The sequence below is a fragment of the Caldimonas brevitalea genome (assembly GCF_001017435.1).
GTDB classification, from domain to species: Bacteria; Pseudomonadota; Gammaproteobacteria; order Burkholderiales; family Burkholderiaceae_C; genus Caldimonas; species Caldimonas brevitalea.
In genome coordinates this window covers 1,793,340-1,811,690 of sequence record NZ_CP011371.1, presented here as the reverse complement: position 1 = coordinate 1,811,690, position 18,351 = coordinate 1,793,340, and the positions used below count along the sequence as shown (strand labels likewise).

Genomic DNA, 18,351 nt, shown 5'->3' with positions numbered 1-18,351 from the left:
GGCACCGCCAGGGGGCGGCGCTGGCTTGCAGCGGGTCGCGCGGTGACTGTCAGCCGAGGTGTTTGGCGGCGAGCCGCGGAGTGCCGTCGCGCAGTACGCCGCCGACTGTGTAGAAGGAACCGAACACGACAATTCTATCAGCGGGGTCTGCGTCGGCGAGTGCGGCCTGCAGGGCCGCCATCGGGTCGGCATGGCAGCTGGCGGTGGCCTGCGGTGCGGTCAGCGACTCGTTGGGCGGCAGACTTTGCCAACACTGCAACAAATCGGCGGCCCGGCTCGCGCGCGCGGTCGGCAGGTCCGTGAAATACCACACATCCACCATCTTTCGCATGCGCAGCAGGATGGACGCGCTGTCCTTGTCGGCCATGGCGCCGAACACCGCCAGCGTGCGGGGGTAATAGCCCATCTGGTCGAGGTTTTGCGCCAAGGTCGCCACCGCGTGCGGGTTGTGCGCGACGTCGAGCACCAGGGTGGGCTGGCCGGGCACGATCTGGAAGCGACCAGGCAGCTCGACCAGCGCCAGGCCGGTGCGGACCGCTTGCGCCGTGACCGGCAGCCGGTCACGCAAAGCCTCCAACGCCGCCAACACACCCGAGGCGTTGAGCAGCTGGTTGGCGCCGCGCAGCGCCGGGTAGGCCAGGCCGGTGTAGCGCTTGCTGCGGCCGGCCCACGACCACTGCTGCCAGTTGCCGCCGCCGCCCTGCTGGCCGGCATAGTTGAAGTCCTGCCCGAAGCGCCACAGGTCGGCACCGATGGCCTCGGCATGCGCCACCACACTGGCAGGCGGCACCGGGTCGCTGACGATCACCGGGGTGCCGGGGCGCATGATGCCGGCCTTCTCGCGGCCGATCGACTCGCGGTCGGGGCCGAGATATTCCATGTGATCGAGGTCGATGCTGGTGATCACCGCGCAGTCGGTGTCGATCACGTTCACCGCGTCGAGCCGCCCGCCCAGGCCAACTTCGAGCACCACCGCGTCCAGCCCGGCATGCGACAGCAGCCGCAGGATCGCCAGCGTGGTGAACTCGAAATAGGTCAGCGACTCGCCTTGCCGCGCGGCCTCCACCGCCTCGAAATGCGGCAGCAGCGCCTCACCGTCGATCACCTCGGTGTTGATGCGGCAGCGCTCCTCGAAGTGCACCAGGTGCGGCGAGGTGTAGACGCCCGTTCGGTAGCCCGACTGCTGCAGGATGGCCTCGAGCATCGCGCAGGTCGAGCCCTTGCCGTTGGTGCCGGCCACCGTGAACACCGGGCAGTCGAAGCGCAGCGCCAGCCGCTCGGCCACCACCCGAACCCGCTCCAGTGTCAGGTCGATCGTGCTGGGGTGCAGCCGCTCGCAATGCGCGAGCCACTCGGCCAGCGTGGTGGGGAGAGGGGACGGGGTGGGGGTCGACATGGGACAGGATGGTAAGGAGGCGCGCATAACCCGGTGCCTGAAATGCCAAGGGCCGGCATCGCCGGCCCCTGCCTCGGCCCGGAGGAAGATCGTCAGGCCACGGCGTCGGCGGGCTGGCGTTGCAGCATCGCGAGCGCACGGGCGATCGTGACGCGCAGTTCGCGCCGGTCGATGATCATGTCGAGCGCGCCCTTGTGCAGCAGGAACTCCGAGCGCTGGAAGCCCTCGGGCAGCTTCTCGCGCACGGTGTTTTCGATCACGCGCGGGCCGGCAAAACCGATCAGCGCCTTGGGTTCGGCCATCACGATGTCGCCCATGAACGCGAAGCTGGCCGAGACACCGCCCATGGTCGGGTCGGTCAACACGCTGATGTAGGGCAGTTTGGCCTTCGCCAAACGGGTCAGCGCCGCGTTGGTCTTGGCCATCTGCATCAGGCTCAGCAGGCCTTCCTGCATCCGGGCGCCGCCGGTGGCGGTGAAGCAGATGAAGGGTGTCTTCTGCTCGCAGGCAGTCTCGACGCCGCGCACGAAGCGCTCGCCCACCACCGAGCCCATCGAGCCGCCCATGAAGTCGAACTCGAAGCAGGCCGCCACCACCGGAATGCTGTGCACCGCGCCGCCCATCACGACCAGCGCGTCGGTCTCGCCGGTCGACTCGAGTGCGTCTTTCAGGCGGTCCGGGTATTTCTTGCTGTCCTTGAACTTGAGCGCGTCGACCGGGAGCACCTCCTGGCCGATCTCGTAGCGCCCTTCCCCATCGAGGAATTTGTCGAGCCGGGCCCGCGCGTTGATGCGGTGGTGGTGGCTGCACTTGGGGCAGACATACACGTTTTGCTCGAGGTCGGTCTTGTACAGCACCGTCTCGCACGACGGGCATTTGATCCACAACCCTTCCGGCACCGAACGGCGCTCGGCCGGGTCGGTCTGCTGGATCTTCGGAGGCAGCAGTTTTTCAAGCCAACTCATGGGGTCACTCCTTGATGAGGGTGTCGAGGGCAGCACGGATCTCGGCGATGAACCGGCCCCCCGTTGCCGCCACTTTCTCGGGCGGCTGTTCTTCGAGCAATTGCACCAGGCGCGAGCCGATCACGACGGCGTCGGCGACGGCGCCCACTGCCTTGGCGGTTTCAGCATCGCGGATGCCGAAACCGACGCCGACCGGCACGCTGACATGGGCACGGATGCGCGGCACCACCTCGGCCACCGCGCCGGTGTCGAGATGGCCGGCACCGGTGACGCCCTTCAGCGAGACATAGTAGACGTAGCCGCTCGCAACCCGGCCCACGTCCTTCATGCGCTGCTCGGTCGAGGTCGGCGCGAGCAGAAAGATCGGGTCGAGCCCGTGCGACTTGAGCTTGCCGGCGAAGCCCTCGCACTCCTCGGGCGGGTAGTCGACCACCAGGACGCCATCGACGCCCGCCGCCTTGGCGGCGGTCACGAAGGCGTCGGCGCCGCGGCGCTGGTCATAACGTTCGACCGGGTTGGCATAGCCCATCAACACCACCGGGGTGGTGTTGTTCTTGGCCCGGAAGCCGCGCACGTAGTCGAGCACCTGCGCCATGCCGATGCCTTTGGCCAGCGCTCGCTCGGATGCCTTCTGGATCACCGGGCCGTCGGCCATCGGGTCGGAGAACGGCACGCCCAGCTCGATCACGTCGGCGCCGGCGTCCGCCAGCGCCAGCATCAGCTCGACGGTGGTCGCAGGATATGGGTCACCGGCGGTGATGTAGGGGATCAGCGCCTTGCGCCGTTGGGCCTGCAGTGCGGCGAAGGTGGCGGCGATGCGGGTCATTGCACACCTCCGGGCAGCTGCTGCCGCTTGGAGGCTTCGAGCAGGCCGGCGACGGTGGCGATGTCTTTGTCGCCGCGGCCGGACAAACACACCAGGATGGACTGATCGGGACGCATCGTCTTGGCCAGCTTCATGGCGTATGCCACTGCGTGGCTCGATTCGAGCGCCGGGATGATGCCCTCGGTGCGGCACAGGTAGTGGAAGGCATGCAGCGCTTCATCGTCGGTGATGCCGACATACTCGGCGCGGCCGATGTCCTTCAGGTAGGCGTGCTCCGGGCCCACGCCGGGGTAGTCGAGGCCGGCCGACACCGAATGCGTTTCGATGACCTGGCCGTTGTCGTCCTGCAGCAAATAGGTGCGGTTGCCGTGCAGCACGCCCGGCGAGCCGGCGCTCAGCGAGGCCGCATGGCGGCCCGTGTCGAGGCCGTGCCCGGCGGCCTCGACGCCGATCAAACGTGTCGCGGCATGGCCGATGTAGGGATAGAAGATGCCCATCGCATTGCTGCCGCCGCCGACGCATGCGACCACCGCGTCCGGCTGGCGACCGATCATCTCGGGCATCTGCTGCAAACACTCTTCGCCGATCACGCTTTGGAAGTCGCGCACCATCGCCGGATAGGGATGGGGCCCGGCCACCGTGCCGATGATGTAGAAGGTGTTCTCGACGTTGGTGACCCAGTCGCGCAGCGCCTCGTTGAGGGCGTCCTTGAGCGTCTTGGACCCGCTTTCGACCGGCACCACCGTGGCACCGAGCAAGTTCATGCGGTAGACGTTGGGCGACTGACGCTTGACGTCCTCGCTGCCCATGTAGACCACACATTCGAGGCCGTAGCGGGCGCAGATCGTCGCGGTGGCCACACCGTGCTGGCCGGCGCCGGTCTCGGCGATCACGCGCGGCTTGCCCATGCGTTTGGCCAGCAGCGCCTGCCCGATGGTGTTGTTCACCTTGTGGGCGCCGGTGTGGTTCAGGTCCTCGCGCTTCAGGTAGATCTGCGCGCCGCCCATCTCGCGGCTGGTGCGGGCTGCGTGGTAGACCGGGCTCGGCCGGCCGACGTAGTGGGTCAGCTCGCTGCGGAATTCGGCGACGAACTCGGGGTCGTTGCGGTACTTGTCGTAGGCGGCCTTCAGCTCGTCCAGCGCGTGGACGAGGGTTTCGGCGACGAAGGACCCGCCATAGGGCCCGAAATGCCCGCGGGCGTCGGGTTGCTGGTAATCGTTCATGGCTTCAGGTGGTGATGAGGGCTTCAAGCTCCAGCGGACGCGTCGCGCGCATCGGCTTCGCGTACCGCTTCACAGAACCGGCGGATGGCCACGGCGTCCTTGATGCCGCGGGCGCTCTCGACGCCGGAGCTCACGTCAACGGCCCAGGGCCGTACCTGAAGAATCCCACCGATCACGTTTGCAGGCGTTAACCCACCAGACAAAACGACCGGACGAGGAACGCTTGGTGGAATGAGTGACCAATCGAAAGCCTTTCCGCCGCCGCCATAACCTTCCACGTGTGCATCGAGCAACAAGGCCTGGGCAGAGGCGTATCGAGCGGCAAAGTGTAGCAAATCGAACTCGGCGGTCATCCGCGCGGCGCGCAGGTAGGGCCGGCCGTATTGTTCGCAGGCCTGCGGCGTCTCATCGCCATGGAACTGCAACACCAGGTGGGGGATGGCGTCGCAGGCCGCGCGCACCGTCTCTTCGTCGGCATTGACGAACAGACCGACGGGCGTCATGAACGGCGCCAATCGCCGTGTCAGCGCCTCGGCGCGTTGCAGTGTGACGTAACGCGGGCTGCGCGGGTAGAAGACCAGCCCGATGGCGTCGGCGCCGGCCTCGACCGCGGCGTCGACGTCGGCCTCTTGCGTCAGGCCGCAGATCTTGATGCGGGTGCGTAGTGGCATCGTGAGGAGGGTGGGTGCTGGGGCGCGGGCGCCGGCGACATCTTCAGGGCAGCCAGTCGGCACCCGGCACGGTCTCGGGCAAGCCGAAAGCGACATCGTACCGCGGCCCGACGAAGTAGAGCCCGTCGGGCGCAAAGGTGGGCGCCGCCACCCGCCGGTCGCGGGAGGCGAGCACCTCGGCCACCCAGCCCGGCGCTTGCTGGCCGGTGCCGACCGCGATCAAACAGCCCATCAGGTTGCGCACCATATGGTGCAGGAAGGCGCTCGCCTCGAACTCGAAGCACCAGTAGGTGCCGTGGCGGGTGATGGCGAGCGTGCGCAGTGTCTTCACCGGCGATTTGGCCTGGCACTCGGAGGAGCGGAAGGCGCTGAAATCGTGTTCGCCGATCAGATGCGCTGCAGCGGCCCGCATGGCGTCGCCGTCCAGCGGACGGAACACCCAGCCGGCAAAGCCGGACTCCAGTGCGGGGCGGACGGCCGCCTCGCGCAAGATGTAACGGTAGCGCCGCCCGAGCGCGCTATTGCGGGCATGGAAATGGTCGGGGACTGGCTGGCACCACTGCACGGCGATGTCGGCCGGCAAGAAGGTGTTGGGGCCCCGGACCCACGAGAACGGGGCCCGGTCCAGGTCGGTGTCGAAGTGCACCACCTGGTTGAGGCCATGCACGCCGGTGTCGGTGCGGCCGGCACACAAAGTGCGAACGCCCTGGCCGGCAAAGCGGCTCAGGGCGGATTCGAGATGGTCTTGGACCGTGCGCCCGCCGGGCTGGCTCTGCCAGCCCTGGTACGCGGTGCCGCGGTAAGTGACGCCGAGGGCGATTCTCAAAACGTCGCCTGGAACACGCTGTCGCCCGCTCCGAATTCCGGTGCGGGCGACGGGCTGGGGCGGAACAGGCGCCGCCGCGTCACACCAGTTCGGCCAGCATCGTCTGCGCCTTGGCCTTCAAGGCGCCGCTCGAGCGGCTGACGACTTCCTGCAGCAGTTCTCGGGCACCTTCGCGGTCGCCGATCTGACGGAATTCCTCCGCCAGTTCGAGCTTGCGGGCCAGCGGGTCGCCGGCGTCGGACACGTCGCCCAGCTCGAAGTCGGGCAGTTCATCGAACTTGCCAGGCTGCGACGGCGTCATGTCGAGCTTGCCCGGCTGCGAGGCCGCCCCGCCCAGGTCGAGCGACAGGCTGTCGAGATCGAAGTCCATCGAGCGCGACGACGGCGCGGCCGCGGAGCGCTCGGCGGGGGTTTCGAGGTCGGGCAGATCGAACGACATGTCGAGGTCACGCCCACCGGCCGACGGGGCCGGCGCGCCGAGATCCTGCGTGCCGAAGGACGACGTACGGGCTTCGGCGACCGGCTGGAACGGCGCGGTGCTGTCCATCGGGCGCGGCGCCGCGGGCGAACCGGACATCGGCAGGTCGAGGTCGAGGTCGATCGAACGCTCCGGCGCCGCCGGCGGCTCTTCGAAGCGCGCCGCGGGCATCACCGAGTGCGGCATCGTGGTCGCACCGAGCGGCTCGACGGCCTGCGCCGGCGGGCGGGCGTTGGCCGGGGCACCGCCGGGTTGGTACAGCGTGTTGTCGGGGTCCACCTGGCGGCCGAGTTCCTGGGCCCGCGCCCAGTCCTCACCCTCACCGTGGGTCAGGCCGTGCAACTGCGTCGCCAGCAGCTCGAAGCCCTTGGTGTCGCGGCGCTTGGCATAGACCTCGAGCAGCTTGGTGCGGATCGCGAGCCGCTCGGGCGTCGCGCGCATCGCTTCCTTGAGGATCTCTTCGGCCTGCAGGTCGCGACCGTAGGCGAGGTAGACGTCGGCCTCGGCCACCGGATCGACGTCGCCGATCGCGTCGAGCTGGCTCAGCGAGTAGCTGAGCGAAGACGGCGCGCCGGAGGCGTCCTTGGTGTCGATACGCTGGCCGCCGCTGGCCCCGAAGAACGAGTCGGGCTGCAAGCGGCTCTCGAGGAAGGAGGTCTCGCCGCTGTCCTTCTTGCCCTTGGACTTGAGGCGGTAGACGCCCAAGCCCGCCAACAGCAGGGCGACACCGCCTGCCACCCAGGGCAGCAGCGGGTTGTCGCGCAGCGCTTCCATGAAGCTCGGCTCGGCCGGGGCCGGAGCGGGCTCGGCCGGGCGCACCGGCGCCGGAGCGGGGGCCGACGCGGCCTCGGCTTCGGCAGCGGAAGCGGTCTCGTCACCCGACGCGATGACAGCCCCGGCATCGGCCGGGACCGGCTCGGAAGCGGGAGTCGCCGGTGCCGGAGTAGGCGTGGGCGTGGGCGCCGCCGCAATGGCCGGTGCCGAAGCGGGGGCCGGCGACGCCGGAGTCGCAGCCGCGGCAGGCGCCGAAGCAGGGGCCGGCGGGGTGGCCAACGGAGCGGTCGGCACTTGCACACCGGGCACCGTGGGTGCCGGGGCGGTCGGCGCCGACGCGCCGGTACCCGCGCCCTTCGGCGCGATCTTCTTCAGGTCTTGCAGGTTGCGCGACAGTTCGGCGACGCGGGTGTCGACGTCCTTCTTCTCGCGTTCCTTCGCAATCTGCTCCTCGGACCCGGCACCCTTGGTGCCCAGAGCGCCCTTGCTCAGGGTCAGACGGTCCGGCGACGGGGCGGCAGCCTGGCGACGGTCTTCGACCGCTGCGCTCACCTGGCCCGACGCCTGACGGCTCGGCTCGGACGTGCCGGCCGAAGGCACGGCGCCGGCCAGGCGCTGACGGTAGGCCGCGAAGTCGGCACTTTGCGCCTGGATCACCTGGCGGGCTTCCGAGGGCGAGACGGATTCGGCTTGTTCGGTCGAGGGCACCGACAGCACCGCGCCTGCCTTCAAGCGGTTCAGGTTCTGCCCGATGAACGCGTCAGGGTTGGTGCGGTAGAGCGCGACCAGCATCTGGTCGAGCGACACACCGGTGCGCTGCACACGGCCGGCGATCGACGACAAGGTGTCGCCACGGCGCACCGTGTACTGATCTTCCTCGCTGCCGCTGCCGGCAGTGCGCGGCGCATCGGCGGCGCGGGCGGACTCGGCACGCGCAGGCGCCGGCCGGCGCTCTTCGGGCGCGCGGGCGGTGCGAGCAGGCGTGGCCGGAGCAGCACTGTCGGTCGATGCGGCGCCGTTCGAGCGCGGCCGGCTGGCGGCTGCGGAGGCAGCGCCTTCGCCGTTGCTGGACATGGCCGGCGCCGTCGTGGTGTTGGATGCTTGGCGTGTGGTCGGCGGGTCGAGCAGCAGTGTGTACTCGCGTACCAACCGGCCGGAGGCCCACGACAGCTCGAGGATGACGTCGACAAACGGCTCTTGCACCACGCGGTCGCTGGTGATGCGCAGGTAAGGCCGGCCATCGGTGCGGCGCAGCAGGGTCACCTGCGTTTGCGGCAGCACGGCGTTGTAGTCGACACCCGCGGCACGGTACGCGTCCGGCGCGGCGATGCGGGCCCGGAACTGCGCCTCTTCCTCAGGCGTCATGCTGGTGATGTCGATCTCGGCGCGCAGGCCTTCGCCCAAGGCTGACTGAACATTCAGCCGCCCCAGTCCGAGTGCCGCAGCGTGGCCCGCTGCAAAGCACAAGGTGGCCGCAGCCACCCCAGACAGAGCGAAACGCCCTACGGATCGTGTATTTCGTTTCAAGGCGTCTCCCAATGGATCAAGGTGCCCTACCCGCGAAGCTCTCATTATGGCCGGACCAGCGTGTAAATCCGCCGGCAAGAATTGCAGAAATCACAATAACATCAAGCAGATACGCTGACAAGCTCATGCAATTGCTGACATTCCTTTGCAGCGGAAGGCGTTGTAACCTAAAGCAACATGTCGCTAGGTCACAACGTCTTCGTGCCTGCCCGGCCCGCCGCTCAGGCGTCGAGCAGGATGCGCAGCATGCGACGCAGCGGTTCCGCCGCGCCCCACAGCAACTGATCGCCGATGGTGAAGGCGCCCAGGTACTCGGGGCCCATCGCCAGCTTGCGCAGCCGCCCCACAGGAATGGTCAACGTACCGGTGACCGCAACCGGCGTCAGGTCTCGGATGGTGGCCTCGCGGGTGTTGGGCACCACTTTGACCCACGCGTTGTCGTTCGCGATCATGGCCTCGATATCGGCCACCGGCACATCTTTCTTAAGCTTGAAAGTGAGTGCTTGACTGTGGCACCGCATGGCACCGATGCGGACGCAGAAACCGTCGACCGGGATCGCTGGAGAGCCGTAGGCCTCGCCGATGCCGAGGATCTTGTTGGTTTCGGCGCCGCCCTTCCACTCTTCGCGGCTGGTGCCGTCGCCCAGGTCCTTGTCGATCCACGGGATCAAACTGCCGCCTAGCGGCACGCCGAAGTTGGCGGTTTCTTCCGCCGACAGCCCACGCTGCTTGGCGATGATCTTGCGGTCGATCTCGAGGATGGCGCTCTTGGGGTCGTCGAGCAGCGCCTTGACCTCGGCGTTCAGCGTGCCGAACTGCGTCAGCAGCTCACGCATGTGCTGTGCACCACCGCCGGACGCGGCCTGGTAGGTCATCGTGCTCATCCACTCGACCAGGCCGGCCTTGTAGAGGGCACCGACGCCCATCAGCATGCAGCTGACGGTGCAGTTGCCGCCGACCCAGTTGCGCCCGCCTTGCGCGAGCGAGTTCTTGATCACCGGCAGGTTCACCGGGTCGAGCACGATGACAGCGTCGTCCTTCATGCGCAGGGTCGACGCGGCGTCGATCCAGTGGCCCTTCCAACCGGCCGCCCGCAGCTTCGGGAAGACTTCGGTCGTGTAGTCACCGCCCTGCGCGGTGATGATGATGTCGCAGCGCTTCAGCGCGTCGATGTCGAAGCCGTCCTTCAGCGTGGTTTCGTTCTTGGCCATCGCCGGGGCCTTGCCGCCGGCATTGCTGGTGCTGAAGAAGACCGGCTCGATCAGCGCGAAGTCGTTCTCCTGCTGCATGCGGTCCATCAGGACGGAGCCGACCATGCCGCGCCAGCCCACCAGTCCAACCAAAGTCGTCGCCATATTTCGTGATCCTGTTCTCAGTTCGTGTGTGCGAGGTGCCACGCGCGGCGTTGTTTCAGATGCTCGTGCGAGCGGTCGCGTGGCAGCCCTGTTGTGGCTTGCGCCCGGTGGAGACCGGGCGGCGGGTGCATCAGGACTGGGCTTTCAAGCGGGCGACCACAGCGTCGCCCATCTCCTTTGTCCCGACCCTCGTCGTTCCATCGCTGTAAATATCGGCGGTACGCAAGCCTTGCGCCAGTACGCTTTTCACGGCTGTCTCGATTCGCAGGGCGGCTTCCGACTGGTTCAGGCTGTAGCGCAGCATCATCGCGGCGCTCAAGATGGTTGCGAGCGGATTGGCCACGCCCTTGCCCGCGATGTCGGGCGCCGAGCCGTGGCTGGGCTCGTACAACCCTTGGCCGCGAGCGTTGAGCGAGGCCGACGGCAGCATGCCGATCGAGCCGGTCAGCATCGCCGCTTCATCGCTCAGGATGTCGCCGAACATGTTGCCGGTGAACAGCACGTCGAAGCGCTTGGGCGCCTTGACCAGCTGCATCGCCGCGTTGTCGACATACATGTGTTCCAGTTCGACGTCGGGGTACTCGGCGTGCACCTCGGTGACCACGTCCTTCCAGAACTGGAAGGTTTCGAGCACGTTCGCCTTGTCGACACTCGTGACCTTCTTGCCGCGTTTGCGGGCGGCCTGGAACGCGACGTGGGCGATCCGCTCGATTTCCGGGCGGCTGTAGCGCATCGTGTCGAAAGCTTCCGGCTGGCCGGCGAACACACCGTCCGGCGCACTGCGGCGGCCACGCGGCTGGCCGAAATAAATGTCGCCGGTCAGCTCGCGAATGATCAGGATGTCGAGGCCGGCCACCAGCTCGGGCTTGAGGCTGGACGCATGCGTCAGCTGCTCGTAACAGATGGCCGGGCGGAAGTTGGCGAACAGCTCCAGGTGCTTGCGCAGGCCCAGGATGGCCTGCTCGGGACGCAAGGCGCGCTCGAGGTTGTCGTACTTCCAGTCGCCGACGGCGCCGAACAGCACCGCGTCGGCCTGTTGGGCCAGCTTCAGGGTGGACTCGGGCAGCGGATGGCCGTGCGCCTCGTACGCGGCGCCGCCGACCTTGGCCTCTTCGAGCTCGAACGAGAGGTCGAGGACGGACAGCACCTTGACGGCCTCGGCGACGATCTCGGTGCCGATGCCGTCACCGGGCAACACGGCAATTTTCATGATCTTCCTTTCAGACGGCGCAGACACACACACGATTTCGCGCCGGTACAAACGGCTCGGCCCGGCGGTCGCCGGGCGCGCTTTCGGTCTCACGGCCGCCGCGCCGCTGCGCCGGCGGCGGGCTGTTTCACACGATGCGGTGGTTCAGCCAGGGTTTGGTCGCCAGGCGCTCGGCTTCGTACGCCTTGATCTTGTCAGCGTGCCGCAACGTCAGGCCGATGTCGTCATAGCCGTTGAGCAGACAGAACTTGCGAAACGGCTGGACCTCGAACGACAGCTCGGCGCCGTCGGGCTTGACCACCACCTGGCGTTCGAGATCGATCGTCAGCTCATAGCCGACGAACGCCTGCACTTCGTCGAACAACCGGGACACCTCGTGCTCGGGCAGCACGATCGGCAGCAAGCCGTTCTTAAAACAGTTGTTGAAAAAGATGTCGGCATAACTCGGCGCAATCAGCGCCCGGAAGCCGTACTGCTCGATGGCCCAGGGCGCGTGCTCGCGGCTCGAGCCGCAGCCGAAATTCTGCCGCGCCAACAGCACCGAAGCGCCGCGGTAACGCGGCTGGTTCAGCACGAAATCGGGGTTGGGCTTGCGGGTCGCCGGGTCCTGCCCGGGCTGGCCGACGTCCAGATAGCGCCATTCGTCGAACAGGTTGGGCCCGAAACCGGTGCGCTTGATCGACTTCAGGAACTGCTTGGGAATGATGGCGTCGGTGTCGACGTTCTCGCGGTCCATCGGAGCGACCAGACCTTTGTGGACTCGAAATGCTTGCATGCTTGTATTTCCCTCGCTCCGGGCCGCCGACCGGCCCGTTGCCCTTGACCTGCGGCGCACCGCAGCCTCGATCGTTGACCCGCATTCTGCCGTGCGGGCGCCTGGCCCGCGCAGCTGTAACACCTCCGCGGCGACGACCTCACACGGACGTCATCGTGCCCGCGAGCCGGCCGGTTGACTCAGGCGAGACGGCGCACGTCCACGAAGTGGCCCTGCATCGCCGCTGCCGCCGCCATCGCCGGGCTCACCAGATGGGTGCGACCGCCGGCGCCTTGCCGGCCCTCGAAATTGCGGTTCGAGGTCGACGCGCAACGTTCGCCCGGCTCCAACCGGTCGGCGTTCATCGCCAAACACATCGAACAGCCCGGTTCGCGCCATTCGAAGCCGGCCGCCTTGAAGACCTGGTCGAGGCCTTCGCGCTCGGCCTGTTCCTTTACCAGGCCAGAGCCCGGCACCACCATCGCCAGCTTGACGTTGGACGCAACGCGTCCCCCGACGCGGCGCACCACGGCAGCCGCCTCACGGATGTCCTCGATGCGTGAATTGGTGCACGAACCGATGAACACCTTGTCGATGCGGATGTCGTCGATCGCCTTGTTGGGCTCGAGCGCCATGTACTGCAGCGCCCGCTCCATCGCATTGCGCTTGACCGGGTCCTTCTCTTTCTCGGGATCGGGCACGCGGTCTTCGACCGACACCACCATCTCGGGCGAGGTGCCCCAGGTGACCTGCGGGCGGATTTGCGTGGCGTCGAGTTCGACCACCGCGTCCCAGTGCGCGTCGGGGTCGGACTGCAGCGTGCGCCAGTAGGCCACCGCCTGGTCCCATTCGACACCGCGCGGCGAGAACGGACGGCCTTTCACATACTGCACGGTGGTGTCGTCGACGGCCACCAGGCCCGCCCGGGCGCCGGCCTCGATCGCCATGTTGCAGACCGTCATGCGGCCTTCCATGCTGAGCGCCCGGATCGCGCTGCCGGCGAACTCGATGGTGTAGCCGGTGCCGCCGGCCGTGCCGATGCGCCCGATGATCGCCAGCACGATGTCCTTGGCACTGCAGCCGCGCGGCAGCTGGCCCTCGACCGCGATGCGCATGTTCTTGGCTTTTTTGGCCAGCAGCGTCTGCGTCGCGAGCACGTGCTCGACTTCACTGGTGCCGATGCCATGCGCCAGCGCACCGAAGGCGCCGTGGGTGGAGGTGTGCGAGTCGCCGCAAACGACCGTCATGCCGGGCAGCGTGGCGCCCTGCTCCGGGCCGATCACGTGGACGATACCCTGGCGCTTGTCGCTCATCTTGAACTGCGTGATGCCGAAACGGTCGCAATTGCGGTCCAGCGTGTCGACCTGCAGCTTCGAGATCGGGTCGGCAATGCCCTGCGAGCGGTCGGTGGTGGGCACGTTGTGGTCGCTGACCGCCAGGTTGGCGGACAGCCGCCACACCTTGCGCCCGCTCACCTCGATGCCTTCGAAGGCCTGCGGGCTGGTCACCTCGTGCACCAGATGGCGGTCGATGTAGAGGACGGCGGTGCCATCTTCCTCGGTGTGGACGACGTGTTCGTCCCAGATCTTGTCGTAAAGAGTACGGCCCATGATTTGCAACAAACTGCCCGTGGGGGACGCGCGGCGCGCGAGAAGGCCCTGATTTTAAGCGTTTACTAACAAAAAACCCGGCACAAAGGCCGGGGTTTCGCGTTGGAGAGGCGGGAGACGGGGTGCCGCCGGCACCCCGCAGCCGGCTCAACCCCGATGGTCGATCGACTTGACGTCGCGTTTCGTCGCGCCGACGTAGAGCTGACGCGGACGGCCGATCTTGTACTCGGGGTCGCCGATCATCTCGTTGAGCTGGGCGATCCAGCCGACGGTGCGGGCCAGCGCGAAGATCGCGGTGAACAGCGACACCGGGATGCCGATGGCGCGTTGCACGATGCCGGAATAGAAGTCGACGTTCGGGTAGAGCTTGCGGGCGACGAAGTATTCGTCTTCCAGCGCGATCTTCTCGAGTTCCATCGCCAGCTTGAACAGCGGGTCGTTGCCCAGGCCCAGTTCGTTGAGCACTTCGTGGCAGGTTTCGCGCATCAGCTTGGCGCGCGGGTCGTAGTTCTTGTAGACGCGGTGGCCGAAGCCCATCAGGCGCACGCCCGAGTTCTTGTCCTTGACCTTGCCGATGAACTCACCGATCTTGGCCACGCCGCCCATTTGCTGGATCTCTTCCAGCATGTTCAAACAGGCTTCGTTGGCGCCACCGTGCGCCGGGCCCCACAGGCAGGCGACGCCGGCAGCGATGGCCGCGAACGGGTTGGTGCCGGACGAACCGCACAAACGCACCGTCGAGGTCGAGGCGTTCTGCTCGTGGTCGGCGTGCAGGATGAAGATGCGGTCCAGCGCGCGCACCACGACTTCGTTCGGCTCGTACTCTTCGCACGGCGTCGCGAACATCATGCGGGTGAAGTTCGCGGCATAGGACAGCGAGTTCTTCGGGTAGATGTAGGGTTGGCCGATCGAATACTTGTAGGCCATCGACACCAGCGTCGGCAGCTTGGCGATCAGACGGATCGCCGAGATGTCACGGTGCTGCGGATTGTTGATGTCGGTGCTGTCGTGATAGAAGGCCGACAAGCCGCCCACCAGGCCGGTCAACACCGCCATCGGGTGCGCATCGCGGCGGAAGCCGCGCAGGAAGAACTGCATCTGCTCGTTGACCATCGTGTGGCTGGTCACGCGGCTGACGAAATCGTCCTTCTGGGCCTGGTTCGGCAGGTCTCCGTACAGCAGCAGGTAGCAGGTCTCGAGGAAGTCGCAGTTCACCGCCAACTGCTCGATCGGGTAGCCGCGATAGAGCAACTCGCCCTTGTCGCCGTCGATGTAGGTGATCGCCGAGTTGCACGACGCCGTCGACAGGAAACCCGGGTCGTACGTGAACTTGCCGGTTTGTGCATACAGCTTGCGGATGTCGATCACATCCGGGCCGACGGAGCCCTTGTAGATGGGCAGCTCCATATTGGGGCTGCCATCGGAGAACGAAAGGGTGGCTTTCACGTCTGACGGTGTCATGGCATTTCCTTGGTTTTCGAGAATCTCTTTAGGCGGGCTGGCGCATCTGAAGGAGAACGTCCCGGACTTCCGGTCGGTTCAGCTCTCCTTCGGGCTCCCTGCGCGCCAGCAGCAGGTCGAGCAGGTCGTTGTCCGACAGGTCCATGAGCGCCTGCAAGCCCTCGGCCTGCCGCACGGTCAAGGTGCTGGCGTGGCGAGCGAAAAACCGCTCGATGAACAAATCGTTCTCGAGCAGCCCGCGCCGGCAACGCCAGCGCAGTTTGCTCAGCGAACGTTCATCGAGCAGCGGTTCACTCATGATAGGCCCTACCGGCGACAGGACAAAGGGTCGGCGCGGTTTACACCGCGCGCCGCACCATCAGTTCCTTGATCTTGCCGATCGCCTTGGTCGGGTTCAGCCCCTTCGGGCAAACGTCGACGCAATTCATGATCGTGTGGCAACGGAACAGACGGTAGGGGTCTTCGAGGTTGTCCAGGCGCTCGTTGGTCGCTTGGTCACGGCTGTCGGCGATGAAACGGTAGGCCTGCAACAGGCCGGCCGGGCCGACGAACTTGTCCGGGTTCCACCAGAAGCTCGGGCAGCTGGTCGAGCAGCTCGCGCACAGGATGCACTCGTACAAGCCGTTCAGCTCTTCGCGCTCTTCCGGCGTCTGAAGGCGCTCGCGCTCGGGGGGCGGCACGTCGTTGACGAGGTAGGGCTTGATCGAGTGGTACTGCGTGAAGAACTGGGTCATGTCCACGATCAGGTCGCGGATCACGGGCAGCCCGGGCAGCGGCTTCAGCACGATCGGGTCCTTCAGCGTGCGCATGTTGGTCAGGCACGCCAGGCCGTTCTTGCCGTTGATGTTCATCGCGTCCGAGCCGCACACGCCTTCGCGGCACGAGCGGCGGAACGACAAGGTCGGGTCGACCGCCTTCAGCTTGACCAGGGCGTCGAGCAACATGCGTTCATTGCCGTCGAGTTCGATCTCGATGGTCTGCATGTAGGGCTTCGCGTCCTTGTCCGGATCGTAGCGGTAGATCTGGAATTTACGTTTCTGGCTCATCGTGGTTTCCTGCTGTGACGTCCGTCAGAAGGTGCGGACCTTCGGCGGAATGGACTCCACCGTCAGCGGCTTCATGTTGACCGGCTTGTAATCGAGACGGTTGCCCTCGGTATAGAACAGCGAGTGCTTGATCCAGTTGGCGTCGTCGCGGTTGGGGAAGTCGTTGTGCGCGTGGGCGCCACGGCTTTCCTTGCGCGCCGCCGCCGAGATCATCGTCGCCTTCGCGGCTTCGATCAGGTTCTCGACTTCCAGCGCTTCGACGCGGGCGGTGTTGAACACCTTGGACTTGTCCTGCAAGCCGATGCTCTTCACGCGCTCGGTCACTTCCAGGATCTTTTTCACACCTTCGTCCATGCTGGCCTGGGTGCGGAACACGCCGGCATGCGCTTGCATGGTGCGGCGGATGTCGTTGGCCACATCCTGGGAGTACTCGCCGTTGACCGCCGTGTCCAGGCGCGCCAAACGGGCCAGGGTCTGGTCGGCGGCGTCCTTGGGCAGCGGCTTGTGCGACTTGTTCTTCAGGTTGTAGTCGACGATGTGGTTGCCGGCGGCGCGGCCGAACACCACCAGGTCGAGCAGCGAGTTGGTGCCCAGCCGGTTGGCGCCGTGCACGCTGACGCAGGAGCACTCGCCCACGGCGTAGAGGCCGTTGACGATGTCGTTCGGCGCGCCGTTCTTGGGCACCACCACCTGGCCGTAGACGTTGGTCGGGATGCCACCCATCTGGTAGTGGATGGTGGGCACGACCGGGATCGGCTCTTTGGTGATGTCGACGTTGGCGAAGTTGTGGCCGATCTCGAACACCGAGGGCAGCCGCTTCATGATCGTCTCGGCGCCCAGGTGGGTCATGTCGAGCAGCACGTAGTCCTTGTTGGGACCGCAGCCGCGACCTTCCTTGATCTCCTGGTCCATCGAGCGCGACACGAAGTCGCGCGGCGCCAGGTCTTTCAGCGTCGGCGCATAACGCTCCATGAAGCGCTCGCCGTTGGCGTTGCGCAGGATCGCGCCTTCGCCGCGGCAGCCTTCGGTCAGCAGCACGCCGGCGCCGGCGACGCCGGTCGGGTGGAACTGCCAGAACTCCATGTCTTCGAGCGGGATCGACGCACGCGCCGCCATGCCCAGGCCGTCACCGGTGTTGATGAAGGCGTTGGTCGAGGCCGCGAAGATGCGGCCCGCACCGCCGGTGGCCAGCAGCACCGTCTTGGCTTCGAGGATGTAGACCTCGCCGGTCTCCATTTCGAGCGCGGTCACGCCCACCACGTCGCCTTCGGCGTCGCGGATCAGGTCGAGCGCCATCCACTCGACAAAGAAGTTGGTGCGAGCCTTGACGTTTTGCTGGTACAGCGTGTGCAGCAACGCGTGGCCGGTGCGGTCGGCTGCGGCGCAAGCGCGCTGCACCGGCTTTTCACCGTAGTTGGCGGTGTGGCCGCCGAACGGGCGCTGGTAGATGGTGCCGTCGGGGTTGCGGTCGAACGGCATGCCGAAGTGCTCGAGCTCGTACACGACCTTGGGCGCTTCGCGGCACATGAACTCGATGGCGTCCTGGTCGCCCAGCCAGTCCGAGCCCTTGACGGTGTCGAAGAAGTGGTAGTGCCAGTTGTCCTCGGACATGTTGCCCAGCGACGCGCCGATGCCGCCCTGCGCCGCCACGGTGTGCGAACGGGTCGGGAACACCTTGGTCAGGACCGCGACGTTCAGCCCGGCCATCGACAGTTGCAGGGACGCGCGCATCCCGGAGCCGCCGGCCCCGACGATGACGACGTCGAACCTGCGCCTCGGAAGAGAAGATCCCACTTGCATCACAGCCTCCACAACACTTGCACTGCCCAGCCGGCACAGCCCACCAGCCAGACGATGGTCGCCACCTGCAGCGACAGCTTCACGCTGATCGGCTTGACGTAGTCCATCCAGATGTCGCGCATGCCGACCCAGACGTGGTACAGCAGCGAAATGATGACGACGAAGGTCAGCACCTTCATCCACTGTTGAGAGAAGATGCCGGCCCATTTGTCGTAGCCGACGATCTCGTTGATGCGGTTGCCCGCCTCGTCACGCTTGTACCAGGGCACCAGCACCTGGATGATCAGCGCGATCGTGAACAAGGCCATCAGCACGGCGGTGACGCGCTGCGCCAGCCAGTCGCGAAAGCCGTAGTGCGCGCCAACCACCAGGCGCTTGGAACCGTAGTTGCCGTATGTGTTGCTCATCGTGGAGTTCTCTTTTTTGTGT

The 18,351-nt window shown here is 66.5% G+C and carries 16 protein-coding genes; all 16 read right to left on the bottom strand.

What is annotated here, in order from left to right; genetic code table 11:
• Window positions 1-49: 49 nt before the first annotated feature.
• The gene (folC, locus tag AAW51_RS07965) at window positions 50-1,396 is read right to left on the bottom strand and encodes a bifunctional tetrahydrofolate synthase/dihydrofolate synthase (RefSeq protein WP_047194181.1); all 1,347 of its coding nucleotides are present in this window, start codon (window positions 1,394-1,396) and stop codon (window positions 50-52) included.
• A gap of 92 nt (window positions 1,397-1,488) precedes the next feature.
• Entirely contained in the window at window positions 1,489-2,361 is an 873-nt protein-coding gene (gene accD, locus AAW51_RS07960) for an acetyl-CoA carboxylase, carboxyltransferase subunit beta (protein WP_047194180.1), read from the bottom strand.
• Window positions 2,362-2,365: 4 nt separating this feature from the next.
• Complete coding sequence (gene trpA / locus AAW51_RS07955) at window positions 2,366-3,187, bottom strand: tryptophan synthase subunit alpha (RefSeq protein ID WP_047194179.1); 822 nt, start codon at window positions 3,185-3,187, stop codon at window positions 2,366-2,368.
• A complete protein-coding gene (gene trpB, locus AAW51_RS07950; RefSeq protein ID WP_047194178.1) occupies window positions 3,184-4,410 on the bottom strand; it encodes a tryptophan synthase subunit beta in 1,227 nt (408 codons plus the stop codon). Before trpB ends, trpA begins: the two co-directional genes overlap by 4 nt.
• Before the next feature lie 23 nt (window positions 4,411-4,433).
• Complete coding sequence (locus AAW51_RS07945) at window positions 4,434-5,081, bottom strand: phosphoribosylanthranilate isomerase (protein ID WP_047194177.1); 648 nt, start codon at window positions 5,079-5,081, stop codon at window positions 4,434-4,436.
• Window positions 5,082-5,124: 43 nt separating this feature from the next.
• A complete protein-coding gene (gene truA, locus AAW51_RS07940; protein WP_047194176.1) occupies window positions 5,125-5,907 on the bottom strand; it encodes a tRNA pseudouridine(38-40) synthase TruA in 783 nt (260 codons plus the stop codon).
• Between the two features lie 79 nt (window positions 5,908-5,986).
• Window positions 5,987-8,563 carry a motility hub landmark protein FimV gene (locus AAW51_RS07935; RefSeq protein WP_238947794.1) on the bottom strand — a complete coding sequence of 859 codons (2,577 nt, stop codon included), beginning with the start codon at window positions 8,561-8,563 and terminating at the stop codon, window positions 5,987-5,989.
• A 344-nt stretch (window positions 8,564-8,907) separates the two neighbouring features.
• The gene (gene asd, locus AAW51_RS07930) at window positions 8,908-10,041 is read right to left on the bottom strand and encodes an aspartate-semialdehyde dehydrogenase (RefSeq protein WP_047194174.1); all 1,134 of its coding nucleotides are present in this window, start codon (window positions 10,039-10,041) and stop codon (window positions 8,908-8,910) included.
• A gap of 130 nt (window positions 10,042-10,171) precedes the next feature.
• Complete coding sequence (leuB, locus tag AAW51_RS07925; RefSeq protein ID WP_047194173.1) at window positions 10,172-11,251, bottom strand: 3-isopropylmalate dehydrogenase; 1,080 nt, start codon at window positions 11,249-11,251, stop codon at window positions 10,172-10,174.
• A gap of 127 nt (window positions 11,252-11,378) precedes the next feature.
• Window positions 11,379-12,026, bottom strand: a complete 648-nt coding sequence (gene leuD / locus AAW51_RS07920) for a 3-isopropylmalate dehydratase small subunit (protein WP_047194172.1) — start codon at window positions 12,024-12,026, stop codon at window positions 11,379-11,381.
• A gap of 179 nt (window positions 12,027-12,205) precedes the next feature.
• Window positions 12,206-13,615, bottom strand: coding sequence for a 3-isopropylmalate dehydratase large subunit (gene leuC, locus AAW51_RS07915; protein WP_047194171.1), 1,410 nt, complete (start codon window positions 13,613-13,615; stop codon window positions 12,206-12,208).
• Window positions 13,616-13,762: 147 nt separating this feature from the next.
• Entirely contained in the window at window positions 13,763-15,076 is a 1,314-nt protein-coding gene (locus AAW51_RS07910) for a citrate synthase (RefSeq protein WP_047194170.1), read from the bottom strand.
• A gap of 28 nt (window positions 15,077-15,104) precedes the next feature.
• A complete protein-coding gene (locus tag AAW51_RS07905; RefSeq protein ID WP_047194169.1) occupies window positions 15,105-15,374 on the bottom strand; it encodes an FAD assembly factor SdhE in 270 nt (89 codons plus the stop codon).
• A 40-nt stretch (window positions 15,375-15,414) separates the two neighbouring features.
• Window positions 15,415-16,122 (bottom strand): succinate dehydrogenase iron-sulfur subunit, encoded by a 708-nt coding sequence (locus tag AAW51_RS07900; RefSeq protein WP_047194168.1) that lies wholly within the window; start codon window positions 16,120-16,122, stop codon window positions 15,415-15,417.
• Window positions 16,123-16,146: 24 nt separating this feature from the next.
• Window positions 16,147-17,922 (bottom strand): succinate dehydrogenase flavoprotein subunit, encoded by a 1,776-nt coding sequence (sdhA, locus tag AAW51_RS07895; protein ID WP_047194167.1) that lies wholly within the window; start codon window positions 17,920-17,922, stop codon window positions 16,147-16,149.
• Complete coding sequence (sdhD, locus tag AAW51_RS07890; protein WP_047194166.1) at window positions 17,922-18,329, bottom strand: succinate dehydrogenase, hydrophobic membrane anchor protein; 408 nt, start codon at window positions 18,327-18,329, stop codon at window positions 17,922-17,924. The genes sdhA and sdhD overlap by 1 nt, the downstream gene beginning before the upstream one ends.
• Window positions 18,330-18,351: the final 22 nt, after the last annotated feature.

Coding starts and splice junctions, on each gene's coding strand:
- asd (WP_047194174.1), bottom strand. CDS start 10,041: ATGGCGACGACTTTGGTTGGACTGGTGGGCTGGCGCGGCATGGTCGGC.
- AAW51_RS07910 (WP_047194170.1), bottom strand. CDS start 15,076: ATGACACCGTCAGACGTGAAAGCCACCCTTTCGTTCTCCGATGGCAGC.
- AAW51_RS07900 (WP_047194168.1), bottom strand. CDS start 16,122: ATGAGCCAGAAACGTAAATTCCAGATCTACCGCTACGATCCGGACAAG.
- accD (WP_047194180.1), bottom strand. CDS start 2,361: ATGAGTTGGCTTGAAAAACTGCTGCCTCCGAAGATCCAGCAGACCGAC.
- trpA (WP_047194179.1), bottom strand. CDS start 3,187: ATGACCCGCATCGCCGCCACCTTCGCCGCACTGCAGGCCCAACGGCGC.
- leuB (WP_047194173.1), bottom strand. CDS start 11,251: ATGAAAATTGCCGTGTTGCCCGGTGACGGCATCGGCACCGAGATCGTC.
- AAW51_RS07905 (WP_047194169.1), bottom strand. CDS start 15,374: ATGAGTGAACCGCTGCTCGATGAACGTTCGCTGAGCAAACTGCGCTGG.
- sdhD (WP_047194166.1), bottom strand. CDS start 18,329: ATGAGCAACACATACGGCAACTACGGTTCCAAGCGCCTGGTGGTTGGC.
- sdhA (WP_047194167.1), bottom strand. CDS start 17,922: ATGCAAGTGGGATCTTCTCTTCCGAGGCGCAGGTTCGACGTCGTCATC.
- AAW51_RS07945 (WP_047194177.1), bottom strand. CDS start 5,081: ATGCCACTACGCACCCGCATCAAGATCTGCGGCCTGACGCAAGAGGCC.
- trpB (WP_047194178.1), bottom strand. CDS start 4,410: ATGAACGATTACCAGCAACCCGACGCCCGCGGGCATTTCGGGCCCTAT.
- leuC (WP_047194171.1), bottom strand. CDS start 13,615: ATGGGCCGTACTCTTTACGACAAGATCTGGGACGAACACGTCGTCCAC.
- folC (WP_047194181.1), bottom strand. CDS start 1,396: ATGTCGACCCCCACCCCGTCCCCTCTCCCCACCACGCTGGCCGAGTGG.
- leuD (WP_047194172.1), bottom strand. CDS start 12,026: ATGCAAGCATTTCGAGTCCACAAAGGTCTGGTCGCTCCGATGGACCGC.